This is a genomic window from Kitasatospora albolonga (assembly GCF_039535905.1).
GTDB classification, from domain to species: Bacteria; Actinomycetota; Actinomycetes; order Streptomycetales; family Streptomycetaceae; genus Kitasatospora; species Kitasatospora albolonga.
Map to the genome: position 1 here is coordinate 1 of NZ_BAAAYB010000063.1, position 12,792 is coordinate 12,792.

At 72.6% G+C, this 12,792-nt stretch carries 14 protein-coding genes; 8 read left to right on the forward strand and 6 right to left on the reverse strand.

Annotated features, from left to right (window positions below; all coding sequences use genetic code 11):
• Nucleotides 1-37 precede the first annotated feature (37 nt).
• The 4 genes from ABD946_RS15705 to ABD946_RS15720 all read left to right on the forward strand — a co-directional run bounded on the left by ABD946_RS15705 (nt 38) and on the right by ABD946_RS15720 (nt 4,141).
• Nucleotides 38-1,099, forward strand: coding sequence for a DUF6624 domain-containing protein (locus tag ABD946_RS15705; protein WP_345283989.1), 1,062 nt, complete (start codon nt 38-40; stop codon nt 1,097-1,099).
• Nucleotides 1,096-2,346, forward strand: coding sequence for a hypothetical protein (locus ABD946_RS15710; RefSeq protein ID WP_345283991.1), 1,251 nt, complete (start codon nt 1,096-1,098; stop codon nt 2,344-2,346). The genes ABD946_RS15705 and ABD946_RS15710 overlap by 4 nt, the downstream gene beginning before the upstream one ends.
• Nucleotides 2,343-3,629 (forward strand): JmjC domain-containing protein, encoded by a 1,287-nt coding sequence (locus ABD946_RS15715; protein WP_345283993.1) that lies wholly within the window; start codon nt 2,343-2,345, stop codon nt 3,627-3,629. Before ABD946_RS15710 ends, ABD946_RS15715 begins: the two co-directional genes overlap by 4 nt.
• A gap of 68 nt (nt 3,630-3,697) precedes the next feature.
• Entirely contained in the window at nt 3,698-4,141 is a 444-nt protein-coding gene (locus ABD946_RS15720; RefSeq protein WP_345283995.1) for a helix-turn-helix domain-containing protein, read from the forward strand.
• Nucleotides 4,142-4,152: 11 nt separating this feature from the next.
• Here the strand turns inward: ABD946_RS15720 and ABD946_RS15725 are convergent, their stop codons facing one another.
• Nucleotides 4,153-4,653: a hypothetical protein gene (locus tag ABD946_RS15725; RefSeq protein ID WP_345283997.1), complete on the reverse strand. Its 501-nt coding sequence runs from the start codon at nt 4,651-4,653 to the stop codon at nt 4,153-4,155.
• A gap of 262 nt (nt 4,654-4,915) precedes the next feature.
• Here ABD946_RS15725 and ABD946_RS15730 point away from each other — a divergent pair, with 262 nt between their 5' ends.
• Nucleotides 4,916-5,347 carry an SMI1/KNR4 family protein gene (locus ABD946_RS15730; protein ID WP_345283999.1) on the forward strand — a complete coding sequence of 144 codons (432 nt, stop codon included), beginning with the start codon at nt 4,916-4,918 and terminating at the stop codon, nt 5,345-5,347.
• Nucleotides 5,348-5,527: 180 nt separating this feature from the next.
• Here ABD946_RS15730 and ABD946_RS15735 read toward each other — a convergent pair whose 3' ends face one another.
• The 3 genes from ABD946_RS15735 to ABD946_RS15745 all read right to left on the reverse strand — a co-directional run bounded on the left by ABD946_RS15735 (nt 5,528) and on the right by ABD946_RS15745 (nt 8,364).
• Nucleotides 5,528-6,307 carry a 2OG-Fe(II) oxygenase family protein gene (locus ABD946_RS15735; protein WP_345284001.1) on the reverse strand — a complete coding sequence of 260 codons (780 nt, stop codon included), beginning with the start codon at nt 6,305-6,307 and terminating at the stop codon, nt 5,528-5,530.
• Nucleotides 6,291-7,499 carry a hypothetical protein gene (locus tag ABD946_RS15740; RefSeq protein ID WP_345284003.1) on the reverse strand — a complete coding sequence of 403 codons (1,209 nt, stop codon included), beginning with the start codon at nt 7,497-7,499 and terminating at the stop codon, nt 6,291-6,293. The genes ABD946_RS15735 and ABD946_RS15740 overlap by 17 nt, the downstream gene beginning before the upstream one ends.
• Nucleotides 7,500-7,629: 130 nt before the next feature.
• On the reverse strand, nt 7,630-8,364 hold the full coding sequence (locus ABD946_RS15745) for a dienelactone hydrolase family protein (RefSeq protein WP_345284055.1): 735 nt from the start codon (nt 8,362-8,364) through the stop codon (nt 7,630-7,632).
• A gap of 203 nt (nt 8,365-8,567) precedes the next feature.
• Between ABD946_RS15745 and ABD946_RS15750 the strand changes: the two genes are divergently transcribed.
• Nucleotides 8,568-9,047 carry a hypothetical protein gene (locus ABD946_RS15750; protein WP_345284005.1) on the forward strand — a complete coding sequence of 160 codons (480 nt, stop codon included), beginning with the start codon at nt 8,568-8,570 and terminating at the stop codon, nt 9,045-9,047.
• 43 nt (nt 9,048-9,090) lie between these two features.
• Nucleotides 9,091-10,023 (forward strand): hypothetical protein, encoded by a 933-nt coding sequence (locus ABD946_RS15755; protein WP_345284007.1) that lies wholly within the window; start codon nt 9,091-9,093, stop codon nt 10,021-10,023.
• A gap of 7 nt (nt 10,024-10,030) precedes the next feature.
• On the opposite strand, the gene ABD946_RS15760 is transcribed toward ABD946_RS15755, so the two are convergent.
• Together ABD946_RS15760 and ABD946_RS15765 are read right to left on the reverse strand one after the other, a co-directional pair.
• On the reverse strand, nt 10,031-11,233 hold the full coding sequence (locus ABD946_RS15760) for a cation:proton antiporter domain-containing protein (protein ID WP_345284009.1): 1,203 nt from the start codon (nt 11,231-11,233) through the stop codon (nt 10,031-10,033).
• Between the two features lie 248 nt (nt 11,234-11,481).
• A complete protein-coding gene (locus ABD946_RS15765) occupies nt 11,482-12,261 on the reverse strand; it encodes a maleylpyruvate isomerase family mycothiol-dependent enzyme (protein ID WP_345284011.1) in 780 nt (259 codons plus the stop codon).
• A gap of 125 nt (nt 12,262-12,386) precedes the next feature.
• On the opposite strand from ABD946_RS15765, the gene ABD946_RS15770 reads away from it, so the two are divergent.
• Nucleotides 12,387-12,791 carry a pyridoxamine 5'-phosphate oxidase family protein gene (locus ABD946_RS15770; RefSeq protein ID WP_345284013.1) on the forward strand — a complete coding sequence of 135 codons (405 nt, stop codon included), beginning with the start codon at nt 12,387-12,389 and terminating at the stop codon, nt 12,789-12,791.
• Nucleotide 12,792 lies beyond the last annotated feature (1 nt).

Consider the following 12,792-nt stretch of genomic DNA (forward strand, 5'->3'; position numbering starts at 1 on the left):
CCTCTCTTTCTTGCCATTGCCCTCAGGGTCGGTCCCGTTGCTCGGCATCGCGCTGCGCGACGCGGTCGAGTACGTGCACCCCGACTCGCCGGGGCCGGGCGAGCTGGACGATCCGGGGCACGGGGTGCGGCTCGTACGGCGTGGGCCGCGCGAGGGCGAGGTCTCCTTCGACTGGCCGCAGGCGGGCCGCCGCATCACCTACTCCTGGGACGAGGCGAAGCTGCGGCTGCGCATCGACCCGCTGATCAGGACGGCCGGCCCGGTCGATCCAGTGGCACGGGAGGAGGCGGTCGGTGCGGGCCGGCAGGACGGGCCGGCAGCCCAGGACACCCCTTCCGCCTCCGCTACCGCCTCCGCCACCGCCGACCTCGCGGAGGCGGGTGGGCGGCAGGCCCGGTCGGGTGCGGAGATCCGCGAGCGGTTGCTCCGCTTCGACCGGCTCGACGCCGCGCTGCGCGGGCCCTGGGCGGCGGGGGGCTTCACCGACACCGAACTGGAGGCGCGGCTGGAGCGGCTGACCCGGGCCGGGATCGCCTGGCTGCGCGGCGTGGTCGCCGAGCACGGCTGGCCCGGCCACGGCCTGGTCGGACCGGAGGCAGCCACGGCGGCCGGTGCGCTGCTCCAACACCACGAGGGCGACCTCGACTTCCGGCGGGCGTGCCTGATGCTGATCGAGGCCGCCGCCGAGGCGGGCGACATGCTGCCGCGCGACGCGGCCTACCTCACCGATGCGGTGCGCCGGGCCGAGGGCCGGCCGCAGCTGTACGGCACCAAGTTCGAACGGGCCGCGCCCGGGGAGCTACGGCCCTGCCCGATCGAGGACGAGGACCGGGTGGACGAGCGGCGCGCCGCTGCCGGACTGCAGCCGCTGGCCGCCTACGCGGCCCTGCTCGCGGCGAAGTACCCGCCACCCGGCTCGGCACCCGCGTCGGCACCCGATTCGGCACCCGAGCCGTGGTCCGCGCCGGGATCCGTGTCGGGAACCGGCTCGGCACCCGGGGCGGCGCCGGCTGCACCGGCACCACCCGGGTCGGAGTCCCGGTCCGCACCTGGGGCGGCGTCAGAGCCGGCTCCCGCGAAGGAAGGGGTACGGGCGTGAGCGCGACCGACTGGACCGAACTCCTCGCCCCCGCCTGGGGCAAGCAGCCCGCGCTGCTCAAGGCCGCCGCTCCGACCGACCCGGAGCACCTGCACCGGACGGTCGTCGCCGCCTGTGCCCCGTTCCGGGCCGGCACCGTGTTCCGGACCTTCCCGCAGGTCCGTCTCCACACCGCGCTCGGCTGGCTCGGCGCGCCCGGCCGGCTGCTGCCCGACGCCGAGGATCCGACCCCGGCGGCCTACCGGACCCGGCTGCGCCGCGGGCCGGCCGGCAGCGGCCCGGACACCGGATTCCTGCTGAGCGTCCGTCAACCGCTGCACACCGACTACGCGCTCTGGACCTCCGTCCGCGACAGCCTGGAGCGGCTGTGGCAGCGGGTCGGCCTGCCGTGCCTGCCGGTCGAGGCCGAGCTGACCGAGGGGGACGACCACACCCGCCTCCGCGGCCTGGCCGCCCCGTCCGACCACGCCGTGCTGACCTGGGTGCTGGGCGGCACCCTGGAGGCCGAACTGCGGGAGGCGGACGGGTCGTTCCGGGTGCTGCGGGCCACCGCCGGCGAGCTGCTCCACTGGCCCGAGGGGTCCCGCTGGCGCGAGCGCCACCTGGACGGCTGCCTGACGCTGCGGATCTCCGTCCCGCGCGCCCCGCACCTGGCGGCCGGAGCCGTCAAGATCCTGCTGGCGGAGGAGGTCCGGGACCGCCTGGAGTACGACGGCACGGTGCCCTGCCTGCCCTACCCGCCGCCCGACGGCGGACCGGCCGATCCGATGCTCGCCATCGGCGAGGCGGCCCGAGCCGCGGCCGGCGGACCGGAGCTGCCCGCGGCGCTGCGCACCCGCTGGGCGGCCTGGCGCTCCTCCGCCGGGCTGGAGCCCGCCCCCGAGCCGCGCGAGGACGTGGCCCTCGTCCCCGGACAGCGGCTGCGGGTGGTGCGGGAGGTGCTCCGGCAGCCGGACGGGCCCGGCCGGCGGATCTGGGCCGTCAACGGGCACGCCTTCCCGATCGGCGGGGCGGCCGGCGAGCTGGTCGCGCAGGAGCTGGCAGTCGGGCGGGAGTTGACGCTCGCCGAGCTCTGCCGGGCGGTGGGTGCGGACGAGCGGAACGCCGCCGTGACCGCGCTGCTGCGCAAGCTCTACCGGCTGCGCGCGATCGAACTGACCGAGTCGGCAGAGTCTTCGAAGTCATCGGAGTCATCGGAGTCATCGGGGTCGGCCGAGCGGGCCGAGGACGGCGGGGTGGACGGATGACGACCGCACGCACGAGCGAACTGGCCGTCGTCCGAGGCCCGCTCGACTGGGACGAGTTCGCCACGCGCTACTGGGACCGGTGCCCGGTGCTGATCAAGGCCGTCCGTCCGGTGCCCTACGAGCTGGGCGAGGTCTTCGCCACCGCCGCGCTCGCCACCCGGCCGCCGAATCCGTACCTGATGCCGCCGAACGCGCAGTTCGCCGTCGGCCGCTTCCAGCAGTCCGAGCCGGCCGCCTGGCTCCCGCGTACCGAGGACGCCACCTTCGGTGGCTACCGGTCGCGACTGGACGGTGAGTTGGCGGCCTTCTCGGCGGAGCGGCGGTACGCGCTGACGGTGCACGCCTTCCACGCCTTCCACTCCGGACAGTGGGAGCGCCAGCGGGCCTTCTTCGAACCGCTCTGGGAGCGCACCGGGTTGCCGCTGTCGGGGGCCATCACCACGCTCTTCCACGGCAACTACGAGCACACCCCGGTCGGTGTCCACAAGGACCGCTTCGCGACGTTCATGTTCGCGCTCGAGGGCCGCAAGCGGATGCGGTTCTGGCGCGAACGCCCGTGGACCGGTCCGGTGACCACCGTGCTCGACTACCAGGCGTACCTGGAGAGTTCGTTCACCGCCGAGCCCGAGCCCGGCGACCTGCTGTACTGGCCGTCCGACTACTATCACGTCGGCGAGAGCGTGGACGGGGGGTCCGCCACCAGCGTCAACGTCGGCGTGCCGCGCGAGGCGCACCGCGCGGTCTACGACGTGGACGACCTGCTGCTCGGCCGGACGGCGGAGGCGATGGTCGACCCGGACGCCGGTCTGGCGGGGCTGCCCGCCGCCACCGCCCCGCTCTCGGTACCCGAGCCGCCGGCCGACGGCGCACTGCCCGAGGCCCTCGAACAGACCCTGCGGGTCTTCCAGGAGTACCGCGACCCGGAGCGGATCCAGGAGCGGGTCACCGCCCTCTCGCTCCGCAACCTGACCGCGGCCGGCCTCACCCCCGCCCCGCCCCCCGAGGCACCGCGACCGCTGACCGACCACACGGTGGTCCGGGCCCGCACCCGGGTGCTGCACGCACCGGCGGGCGGAGCACAACTCTGCGCCGCCAACGGGCACGTGACCGGCACCGCCCTGACACCCCACCACCTGGACGAGCTGCTGCACCGCCTGGCCGCCACCGAGTCCGCCCCGCTCCCGGTGGGCGAGCTGCTGGCCCCCCTCCCACCCGCCGCCCGGACGGAGGCCCGCCACCTGCTGTCGGCGCTGGAGAGCTTCCGCGCCCTTGGCCGGTTCTAGTGGCTCGTCTCGGTTCCTTGGTTGGGTAATTGATCCTTCGTCTGTTGCGCGGCAGGCTGCTTCCAGGAGTGATCGTGGAGGTGGTCGTGGGGCGTCGTCCGGGAGTGTTCGTCCGGCCGGTGGGCATGGAGGAGGGGTGTCGGCTGCAGCGGATCAGCCGGACCGCGAAGGATCCGGTGAGGCTTCGGCGGGCGATCGTGGTGATGATGTCCGCGCAGGGCCAGTCCGTGCCGGACAGCACCTCGTTGATGCAGGTCAGCGCCGACTATGTGCGCGACGTCATCCACGCGTTCAACGAGCGGGGGTTCGAGGCACTGGACCCAAAATGGAGCGGGGGACGCCCCAGGACGATCAGCGGCCAGGTGCGTGAGCACCGCAGCCACGGCGAGCAGAACGCCGCCAACGGCGCCTATGTGCGCTGGCACAACACCCGTGCCCGGCCGAAGACCAACTTCGCCCCCGACTCACCCATCCGCACCTGGACCCAGTACCCGGGGACCCGTGCGGCCTGAACGACCGGGCTTCACTGCGCGTCGGTCAGTCGTCCTCCAGCGGCCGTGACCAGCCACAGCAGCGCGCCTGAAGCAAACGGGACGTCCTCGGCAACGACATCGATCCAGCCGACCTCCTCCGCAGTGCCCGCGTCCCACCATGCCCATCCCCGCGAATCGCCGTCCGGATCGAACCAGTGCAGCCACCCGGACAGGGACCACGCCGGTTCCCACGCCGCCCGCTCTGCCGACGTCAGGCGTCGCCAGGCCGCCAGCTCACGTCGGGCCTGCTCGGGCGACCGCTCAGGAGCACACGATTCGGTGAACCAGCCGGGCAGAATGGTCTGCCAGGTCTCCAACCCCGGCCACGGGGCTCTGGCCCCATCGAGGACGCAGACCATGACGTCGCGGGCACGCGAGACAACCGCACCAGGACACTCCGCAGTGAAAGCGAGCCGATCGACTACCCCCTGCGGGGCGTCCCCAGCCACCGGACCTGACAGCACACGTCGGAACTCCTCGGTATCGATCACACCCGAATCCTGCCGCACATTCCTCCCGACATAGCCAGGCCAGCTATCGGAGATGAGCCACCGAGACGGTGTTGCTTCCGGTTGTGCAGGGTCGTGCCGTGAGCTTCGGACCGAGCGTCGGCGCGGGCCCGGCGGTGAGCGGGCAGTATCCAGTCAGGAGCCCCGCAAGGTTTATGGAGGGACCAGGCCGATCGCCTGCCGGCGCCAAGCTTGTCCAGCAGCTCAGGTCGGTCTCCGTAGGACGATCTGGAATGCTGGGGCGATGTGGCGGGAACTGGTTCTGAATGTGATGGCGGATGCCGAAGTTGGCGGTCCGGCCGGGGAAGACTCGTTGGCGGCGGTCGAACGCGTACTTGGGCAGCCGCTGCCCCCCGAGCTTGCTGCGCTGTTGGGTGAATGCGATGGCGTTCGAGGACGCAATGGTCTCGACGTCATCTGGAGCGCGGAGCGGATCGCGAAGGACAATGCCGACTTTCGAACGGCCAGGGATCTCGCCGAGCTGTACATGCCGTTCGAGCCGTTGATGTTCTTCGGCAGCAACGCAGGGGGTGACCAGTTCGCCTTCGTCCGGACCCCGCAACGCAACGAGGTCTTCGTCTGGGAGCACGAGACTGACAGCAGGTACCTGGTTTCGTACGGGTTGGACCAGTATCTGGAGCAGGCTCTCCAGGCACGCGGGGACTGGTACCGGTAGTCCTGCAACCTTGTAGCCGGGCATTGTTCAGCTCACCCGCGCGCCTGCACGTTGCGCGCAAGCCTGCGCACACACTCCTGAGTGATCGGCCGGCCGACGTTCTTCACCGTGAGGTCCGGCTACCTCTTCGCAGTGCGGCCGCCCATCCCGGGACTCGTGATCGCTACGGCTGAGGGGCCGTCACCCCGGGGAGACGGGCGGCAGGAGGTCGCTCGGGCTGACGGTGTAGGTCAGTGGGGGGTAGGTGAAGTCCGGCTCGGTGTTCTCCTGGCGGCGCATCCGGAAGAAGTCGCGTTGTTGGTCCTCGTCGGCCAGGGTCAGGCGGTCGCCCCGGGGGAGGTGGGGGTGTCCGTCGTGGAAGCGGACGAGGGTCTTCGAGGTTCGGAAGGTGAGGCCGAGCCAGCGGTTCTCGGTGCGTCGGGAGGGCGAGCCCAGGACGATGCGGTGCTTGAGGCGTCGGTTCTCCTCGACCGAGAACACGACGAATCCGTTGTGGGTGAGCGGGACTTCGAGGGTGTCGCCGGACTCCTTGGACTCGACGAGCAGTCGGCGCGGCGGGTCCGCCTCGGGGTGTTCGTAGCAGGAGAAGACGGCGATGTGCGAGCCGTCGGCGAGGTCGAGGGCCTGGTCCGAGTGGGCGCCCATCTTGGCGTAGGCGTTGGTGTAGCACTCGACGAGGGCGTTGTTGAAGCCGAGCGGCAGTGCTGCACGTTCGCGGATCAGTTCCGCCAACCGCCGGTGCACGGCGCCGAAGTGCTGGGCGGGGTGGGCGTAGCGGTTGGTCGTGCGGACGAGCGGGACGGCACCGGTGGTCTCGTCGACCCGGGTGAGGGTGGTGCCCCGGCGGCCCTTCCCGAGTTCTTCGAAGCGGGCGGAGACGGAGAGCTCGGGGAAGGGGTTCTCCGCCGGTGGGAGCTCGTGGACGAGGACGGCGTCGGAGAGCTCAGGAGCGGGGAGCAAGGTAGTCCCCCGAGTTCATGCTGAAGAGGAACCTGTCGCCGTAGTCGACGGGGGACGTGCTGCGGTTCTCCTCCGCGTACAGCCGGCGCAGCTCGGCCATGCCCTCCTCCGTGGCGGGCTCCAACTCCAGCGGCCCGCCCTCCCGTTGGAGATAGGTCCTGCCGTCCCGGTGCACGGCTTCGGTGTCCGAGCAGCGGACCACGTACCCGAGGCGGGTCGGCAGCAGCCCGGCGTCCAGGGTCGAGGGCCGGATCTCGTGGGTGTACAGGCGGTTGGTGGAGAGCGGCATGAAGAAGACGGAGCCGGGGTACAGCGTCACGCCGAACCGGGCGGGGAGGGCGGTCCCGTCGGGACCCGCGGTCGGCTCCTTCAGGCGGAAGTCGAGCCGGGTGAGCCCGCTGGTGCGCTTCACGCCGAGGTCGAAGGGGTCGTCGGCCAGGGGGTGGAGCCGGTCGAGGCCCTGGTAGAAGGTGCAGAAGGCCATCACGCCGTCGGCGGGCATGTCCTTGGTCTTGTCGGCGTGGGAGGAGATCCTGGCCTTGGACTGCTTGCGCTCCGCCGTGGCGAGGGTGTTGTGGTAGACCTGCGCGAGGACGTGGTTGAGCGGTGCGTGGCCCCGGAAGACGGTGGCGGCCTCGCGGTTGAGGGCGTCGACGATCTCGGTGTCGGTCGGCCGGAAGGTCTCGGTCGGCCCCGAGAGGTTGGTGGAGCAGCGGAGCAGGCGGAAGTGCAGGGCGTCGCCCGCCCGGGTGACGGGCGTCAGGTAGATCCCGCTGCGGTGCGCCGTCCCGGGCTTGGTGGACTCCGTCAGGGACTGGAACTCGTGCTCGGCGAGGATCCTCCCGAAGTGGTCGGCCTCCGGCTCGAAGAAGCGGCGGTAGTACACGCCGGCGCCGTGCACGCGCACCGGGACCCGCCCGAGGCCGACCACCGGCCAGGGTCCCGGGTGGCCGTGCGACAGCTCCCGGACGACGAAGACCCGTGCGGCGGGGCGGAGTTGGTGCTCGGCGTAGGTGGAGACGTCGCCGCAGAGGTAGACGGTCCTCCCCGCGAGGTCGGCGGCGCCGGAGGCGAGCTCCCCGGGCGTGATGACGGACCCGAAGAAGTCCCCGCGCGTGTCACGGTCCGTCACCGTCGAAGGTGCGACCAGGATGTGGTCCGCATCCTGGAGCCGGGCCTCTGCTGTCTGCATCGAATGTACCTGTCGTCGTCCGTCGAGCCTCGATGCTCTCACGGGCTCCGACGGTGGGCAACGAAGATCGGGCACCCACCCCAACCAGCCTTTTTCGCAGGTCGGTTGGGGTGGGAGCCCTCGGCCAAGGCTACTTCAGGTGCCGGGTGAAGAACCGGGCGGCGGCCTCTCCGGCGAAGGCCGGGACGCCGGTGTGCCCGCCCATGTTGGCGTTGAGCGTCTTCTCCCGGGAGCCGAAGGCGTCGAAGAGCGCGAGGGAGGCCTGCCGGTCGTTCCCCTCGTCGTCCCACTGGAGCAGGACGTGCAGCGGAATGCCGACCCGGCGGGCCTCCTCGACGGTGGCGGCGGGCACGAAGCTCCCGGCGAACAGGACGGCGGCCTCGATGCGCGGATCGACCGCCGCCAGCCGGGTGCCGACGGCGATCACCCCGCCCGAGTAGCCGACGGGCCCCCGGAGCCCGGGCAGGTCGAGGAGGGCGTCCAGAGCGGCCTGCCACTCCGGGACGGTCCGGTCCACCAGCGGGAGGATCAGGGCGTCGACGATCGCCGGGCCGACCGGCTCGCCGGCCTCCATCGTGCGGCGCAACTCGGCCCGGGCCCGGTCGAGTTCGGGCAGGCGGGGCCGGTCTCCGCTGCCGGGGAGTTCGATGGTGGCGGTGGCGAAGCCGTCCGCCGCGGCCTGTCGCGCCCGCGCGAGCAGCGCGGGGTACATCCGAGCCAGGCCCAGGGGAGGGTGGCCGAGCAGGATCAGCGGAGCCGGTGCGGCGGCCGGTTCGGGCGTCCAGAGGAAGCCCGGCACGTCGCCGAGGGTGAACCCGCGCTCGAGGAGGTCGCCGTCGAGACGCTGTTCGGAGGTGAAGCGCATGGTGGTCATGCCTTTCGGGAGGGCTCAGAGAACGGCGCTCCCGGGCGACCTACCGCCCGACCGTGACCTCGGAGAGGAGCACCCACGTCGATACTGCGTTCACGGGTACCACCTCCTCGTTCTGCCACACGGTCGCTGAGAACGTAGCAGCGCCCGCGGCCCCGGCACAAACGGTTTGGTGACGCAGATGGGAGCATGGCGGAGTGGACGATCTCCGGTGGGACGACGTGAGCGACCTCTTCGACCCCGACCTGATGGGGGCCCTGCCGGACGTCTGCGTGGCGGGCAGCTCGGTCGAGGACTGGCAGGCCGTGTTCGACCTCGTGGTCGCGGCCGGGTGGGAGTGGGGCTACGAGGTGGGTGGTGTGACGGCGCCGCTGCCGAGGGCGGCGGAGGTGCTTGCCCGCTCACCCGAGGAGGACACGGTACGGCTGTGGGTCCGGCCCGTCGACGGGGTGCTGGTGAACTTCTGGCCGATGGTGGCCGAGGAGATCGACTTCGACGTGGACCTCCGGGAGTTGCAGGGCCAGCAGGGGGTGGACACGCTGTGCCGCTTCCTGGCCACGGTCGGGCGTCGGCTCGGCAAGGCGGTGGTCATGACGGACGAGGGCGACCGTCGGAACGCCGTGCTCGGGTACGACCCGGTGGTGGACGCCGTCGTGGTGTTGGCCGAGCCCCGGTAAGTCGGTGTCGGGGGGAGACGCGGCCCGGGCATACTCGGCCGGTATGACGGGTGATCATGGTGTGGACGGGCCGGCGCTGCGGCGGGTGCTGGAGCGGGCGGGCGGGCCGGAGGTGCTGGCGCTGTTGGCGGAGGAGTTGAGCGGAGCGGACCTCACCACGCTGATGCTGGAGGTCTACCGGCGGCGGGCCGAGCGGACCGGGCCGGCCGAGGTGATGCGGCGGTATCGGGACGACCGGTTCGTGGCGCCGGCTCCGGTCGGGTACCGGGACCTGCGGCGGGCGGAGGACCGGCTGGTGGCGGCGCTGCCGGAGGGCTTCGAGGTGGTGACGCTGGCGCCGCTCGTCCCGCTGGCCGCGCACAGCGCCGTCGGGCCCGTCGACCCCCGGAAGGTGGTGGCCACCGTACGCGGAACGGAGGTGGCGGCGGACCCGACCAACGGGCTGGCCCTGGAGGCGGCCCGGCGGCGGACGGGGACCCGGTCCGCGGAGCCGGTACGGCTGGCGGGCAGTCAGCGGGTGGTCCGGGCCCAGCGGTTCGAGGGGGCGGGGATGCTCGCCCACTTCCAGCTCTTCGCCCTGGTGACGGCGGGCCGGGACACGGGGGGCCAGGGTTTCGAGCGCCAGCACCTGCTCGAACACCTCCGCTTCGCCGCCGAGGCCCTGGCGGGCGGCCGGGTCGAGGTCAGGCTCACCGCCCTGGACGGGGCCGGCGCCGCGCTCGTGGAGCACGTCCGGGCGGAGCTGGCCGGCACCCCGGGCCTGGATGTGGTCGAGGACCCCGACCGGGCCACGGGGCGCGGCTACTACTCCGGCCTCTGCTACAAGGTCCACCTCGTCACGGCGGAGGGGCCGGTGGAGGTCGGGGACGGTGGTTTCACCGACTGGACTCGGCGCCTCACCGGAAACCGCAAGGAGCGCCTGCTGATCGGCGGCTTCGGCGTCGACCGTCTCGTGGCCCTCGACCGACCGGCTTGACGGGCCGTCAGGCCGAGGTGGCGGAAGGGGTGCCGCGGCGTTGGAACCAGCGGGCCACCGGGTGGAGGGTCGCGCCGTGCAGCAGGATGCTGAGCAGCACGGTGGTGCACATGACGTCGATGACGAAGAAGCCCCGTTCGTCGTCCAGGTGGGTGGCGGCCAGGACGGCGAAGACGATCGAGGTGACGCCGCGCGAGCCGAGCCAGCCGATCGCGGCGCGCTCCGGCCAGGAGAACTGCAGCCGCCCCAGGGAGAGCAGCACCGGCACCATCCTGGCCACCGTGAGGACCAGCAGTGCGTAGCCGAGCACCGTCCAGGACACCCCGTCGGCGAACTCCTGGGCGGCCAGGGCGCCGAGCGTGAACCAGACCGCGAAGGCCATCAACTGGCTGGTGTCGCGCACCAGGTGGACGGTGGCCGGGCCGAGCGTGTGGGCGGCGGGGGCGAAGCAGACCCCGGCCACGAAGGCGGCCACGAAGCCGTTGCCGTCGATCAGGACGGCGGAGCTGTAGGCGAGGAAGGGCAGCGCCAGGGTGGCGAACGGCAGCGACTCCGGTCCGGTCCAGCCCTTGGCGACCGCCACCGGGGCCAGCCGGCTGGCGGTCAGGCCCCAGAAGCAGCCCACCAGGAGGGCCAGGCCGGCGCCCTTGACGGTGCTCCAGAGCAGCGAGCCGACCGAGGTGTCGGCGGCGGAGGTGAGGTTGGCCAGGCAGAACAGGAAGACGGGGGAGATCAGGCCGTCGTTGAGACCGGCCTCCAGGTTGAGCGCGGCGCGCACGCGCAGCGGGATGCGGGCCTCGGCGAGGAGCGCCGAGATCGGGGCCAGGTCGATCGGCATGACCACCAGGGCGATCACCGCCAGCAGCCACCAGCTCTGGCCGGGGAAGAAGACGTAGCCGAGCAGGGTGGCCAGGCCGATCGAGGCCGGGAGCGCGAGGGCGAGCAGGCGCCACTCGCCGGAGGTCCGGGAGCGGTCGTAGTCCTTGGACTCGGTGGCGTCCGTGAACAGCAGGACGGCGAGCACGACTTCGGTGGCGAGCTGGAAGCCGTGCGCGTCCAGGTCGATCGTGACCGTGGGGTCCTCGCCGGTGGTGAGCACGATCCCGGCGAGCGCGAAGGCCAGCGGGCCGGTGACGCTCCAGCGCGCCAGGCGGTCGGCCATCAGGGCCCAGGCGAACAGCAGGAACAGCACGATCAGTATGGCGGTCATCGACTCTCGCAGGTCTGGTGGTGCGGTGGGCGGTTCCGGTGGGGTGAGTTGATCACCCGTCCGCGCGTCAGCCTCTCAGAGCCGTGCCCGCGCGCGGAGGAGGCACACGGGCACTCCCGGCTGCCCGGACGCGGCGGTGCCCCGGCATCCCGTGAGGACGGGGTGCCGGGGCGGAGTACGGTCCGACGGTGCGTCAGGCGGCGGGCGGCGCGCCGACGGGGCGCCGGGGTATCAGGCGGTGGGCCGGGTCAGGCCTCCGGGTCCCAGTCCTTGAGCTGGTGGAAGGGCTCCTGCTCGCCGTCGCCCTTGACCGACTCGATCTCGACGCGGCCGTAGAAGGTCAGGACCAGGTCGGAGGCGGTGCCGCGGAGCGAGCCGGTGGGCGCGGCGTGCTCCTCGCCCGGGGCGAGGGCGACGGCGGACGCCCCGGCGGCGCCGAGGGTCAGGCGCCAGGTGCGGCCCTCGATGGCCACGAAGTCACCGGTGACGGGCCGGTGCGGCCAGGGGGTGGAGGTCGTCACGCAGGTCGCGAGGAACTCCTCGACGCCGTCCAGGGCGATCCGCTCCGGCAGGGCCTGCGGGGCGCCGATGGTGAGCTGCGCGTCGTAGGTGTGGACGGCGCTCTCCTGCACCCGGTGGCGGGCGACGCCGCCGGCGGTCCGGGGGTTGGCGGAGCCCTCCCACCAGGTCCAGCAGGGGGCGTCCTCGCCGTGCTCGCGCAGGGTCGAGACCAGCTGCTCGGTGCCGGCGGCCAGCCAGGCCAGCAGGGCGTCGAGCTCGCGCGGGGCGGGCTCCGCCTTGGCGGCCAGGCCCTCGGGCGACGGGCCCTCGGCGGGGCCGGCCGCGACGTTGTGGGACCAGAGGCGCTCGCCCCCGCCGAGGTGGTGGGCCAGGTCGTACAGCGACCAGTCCGGGCAGGTGGGGACCGTGGCGTCCAGGTCGGGAGCGGCGGCGACGGCCGCGCGGAACGCGGCCGCGCGCTCCTCGATGAGCTCGAGCAGCACGGGGAAGGCGAGGTTCTGTGTCACGGGTGACTGTCTATCACCGATGATCTTGTGAATGCGTGTGGTTTTCCCGGGACCGGTTCCTAGGACGCTGGTCGTAGGGCCGCGGCCCGAAGCGGGCGGGCCGTCCCGGGCGGTGGGATGGGGGCATGAACAACGACGCACCCCTGCCCGAGTCGGTGATCGAACGCCTCGCGGTCGAGCGCAACGCCTGGCTCTGCACCGTCCGCGCGAACGGTACGCCGCACGTGACCCCGATCTGGTTCGTCTACCGGGAGGGCGTGTGGTGGATCGGCTCGGACGCCCTCTCCGTCAAGGTCCGCAACGCGCTGCGCTTCCCCTCCGTCTCCCTCGCCCTGGAAGGCGGCAACCGACCGGTGGTCGCGGAGGGCGAGGTCACGGTCCGTCAGGAGGACGAGTTCCCGCCCGAGATCGTGGCGGCCTTCGCGGCCAAGTACGACTGGGACGTCGCCGCCCCGTACCGCCCCGACAGTGCCCGGGTGCTCCTCGAAGTCCCGGTCCGCCGCTGGCTGCTGGCGGGCACGGCGCAGTGAG

What these genes read in the sequence shown, in the direction of transcription:
- ABD946_RS15745 (WP_345284055.1), bottom strand. Translation starts at nt 8,364, where the DNA reads ATGCGCTTCACCTCCGAACAGCGTCTCGACGGCGACCTCCTCGAGCGC.
- ABD946_RS15760 (WP_345284009.1), bottom strand. Translation starts at nt 11,233, where the DNA reads ATGACCGCCATACTGATCGTGCTGTTCCTGCTGTTCGCCTGGGCCCTG.
- ABD946_RS15715 (WP_345283993.1), top strand. Translation starts at nt 2,343, where the DNA reads ATGACGACCGCACGCACGAGCGAACTGGCCGTCGTCCGAGGCCCGCTC.
- ABD946_RS15730 (WP_345283999.1), top strand. Translation starts at nt 4,916, where the DNA reads ATGTGGCGGGAACTGGTTCTGAATGTGATGGCGGATGCCGAAGTTGGC.
- ABD946_RS15740 (WP_345284003.1), bottom strand. Translation starts at nt 7,499, where the DNA reads ATGCAGACAGCAGAGGCCCGGCTCCAGGATGCGGACCACATCCTGGTC.
- ABD946_RS15755 (WP_345284007.1), top strand. Translation starts at nt 9,091, where the DNA reads ATGACGGGTGATCATGGTGTGGACGGGCCGGCGCTGCGGCGGGTGCTG.
- ABD946_RS15770 (WP_345284013.1), top strand. Translation starts at nt 12,387, where the DNA reads ATGAACAACGACGCACCCCTGCCCGAGTCGGTGATCGAACGCCTCGCG.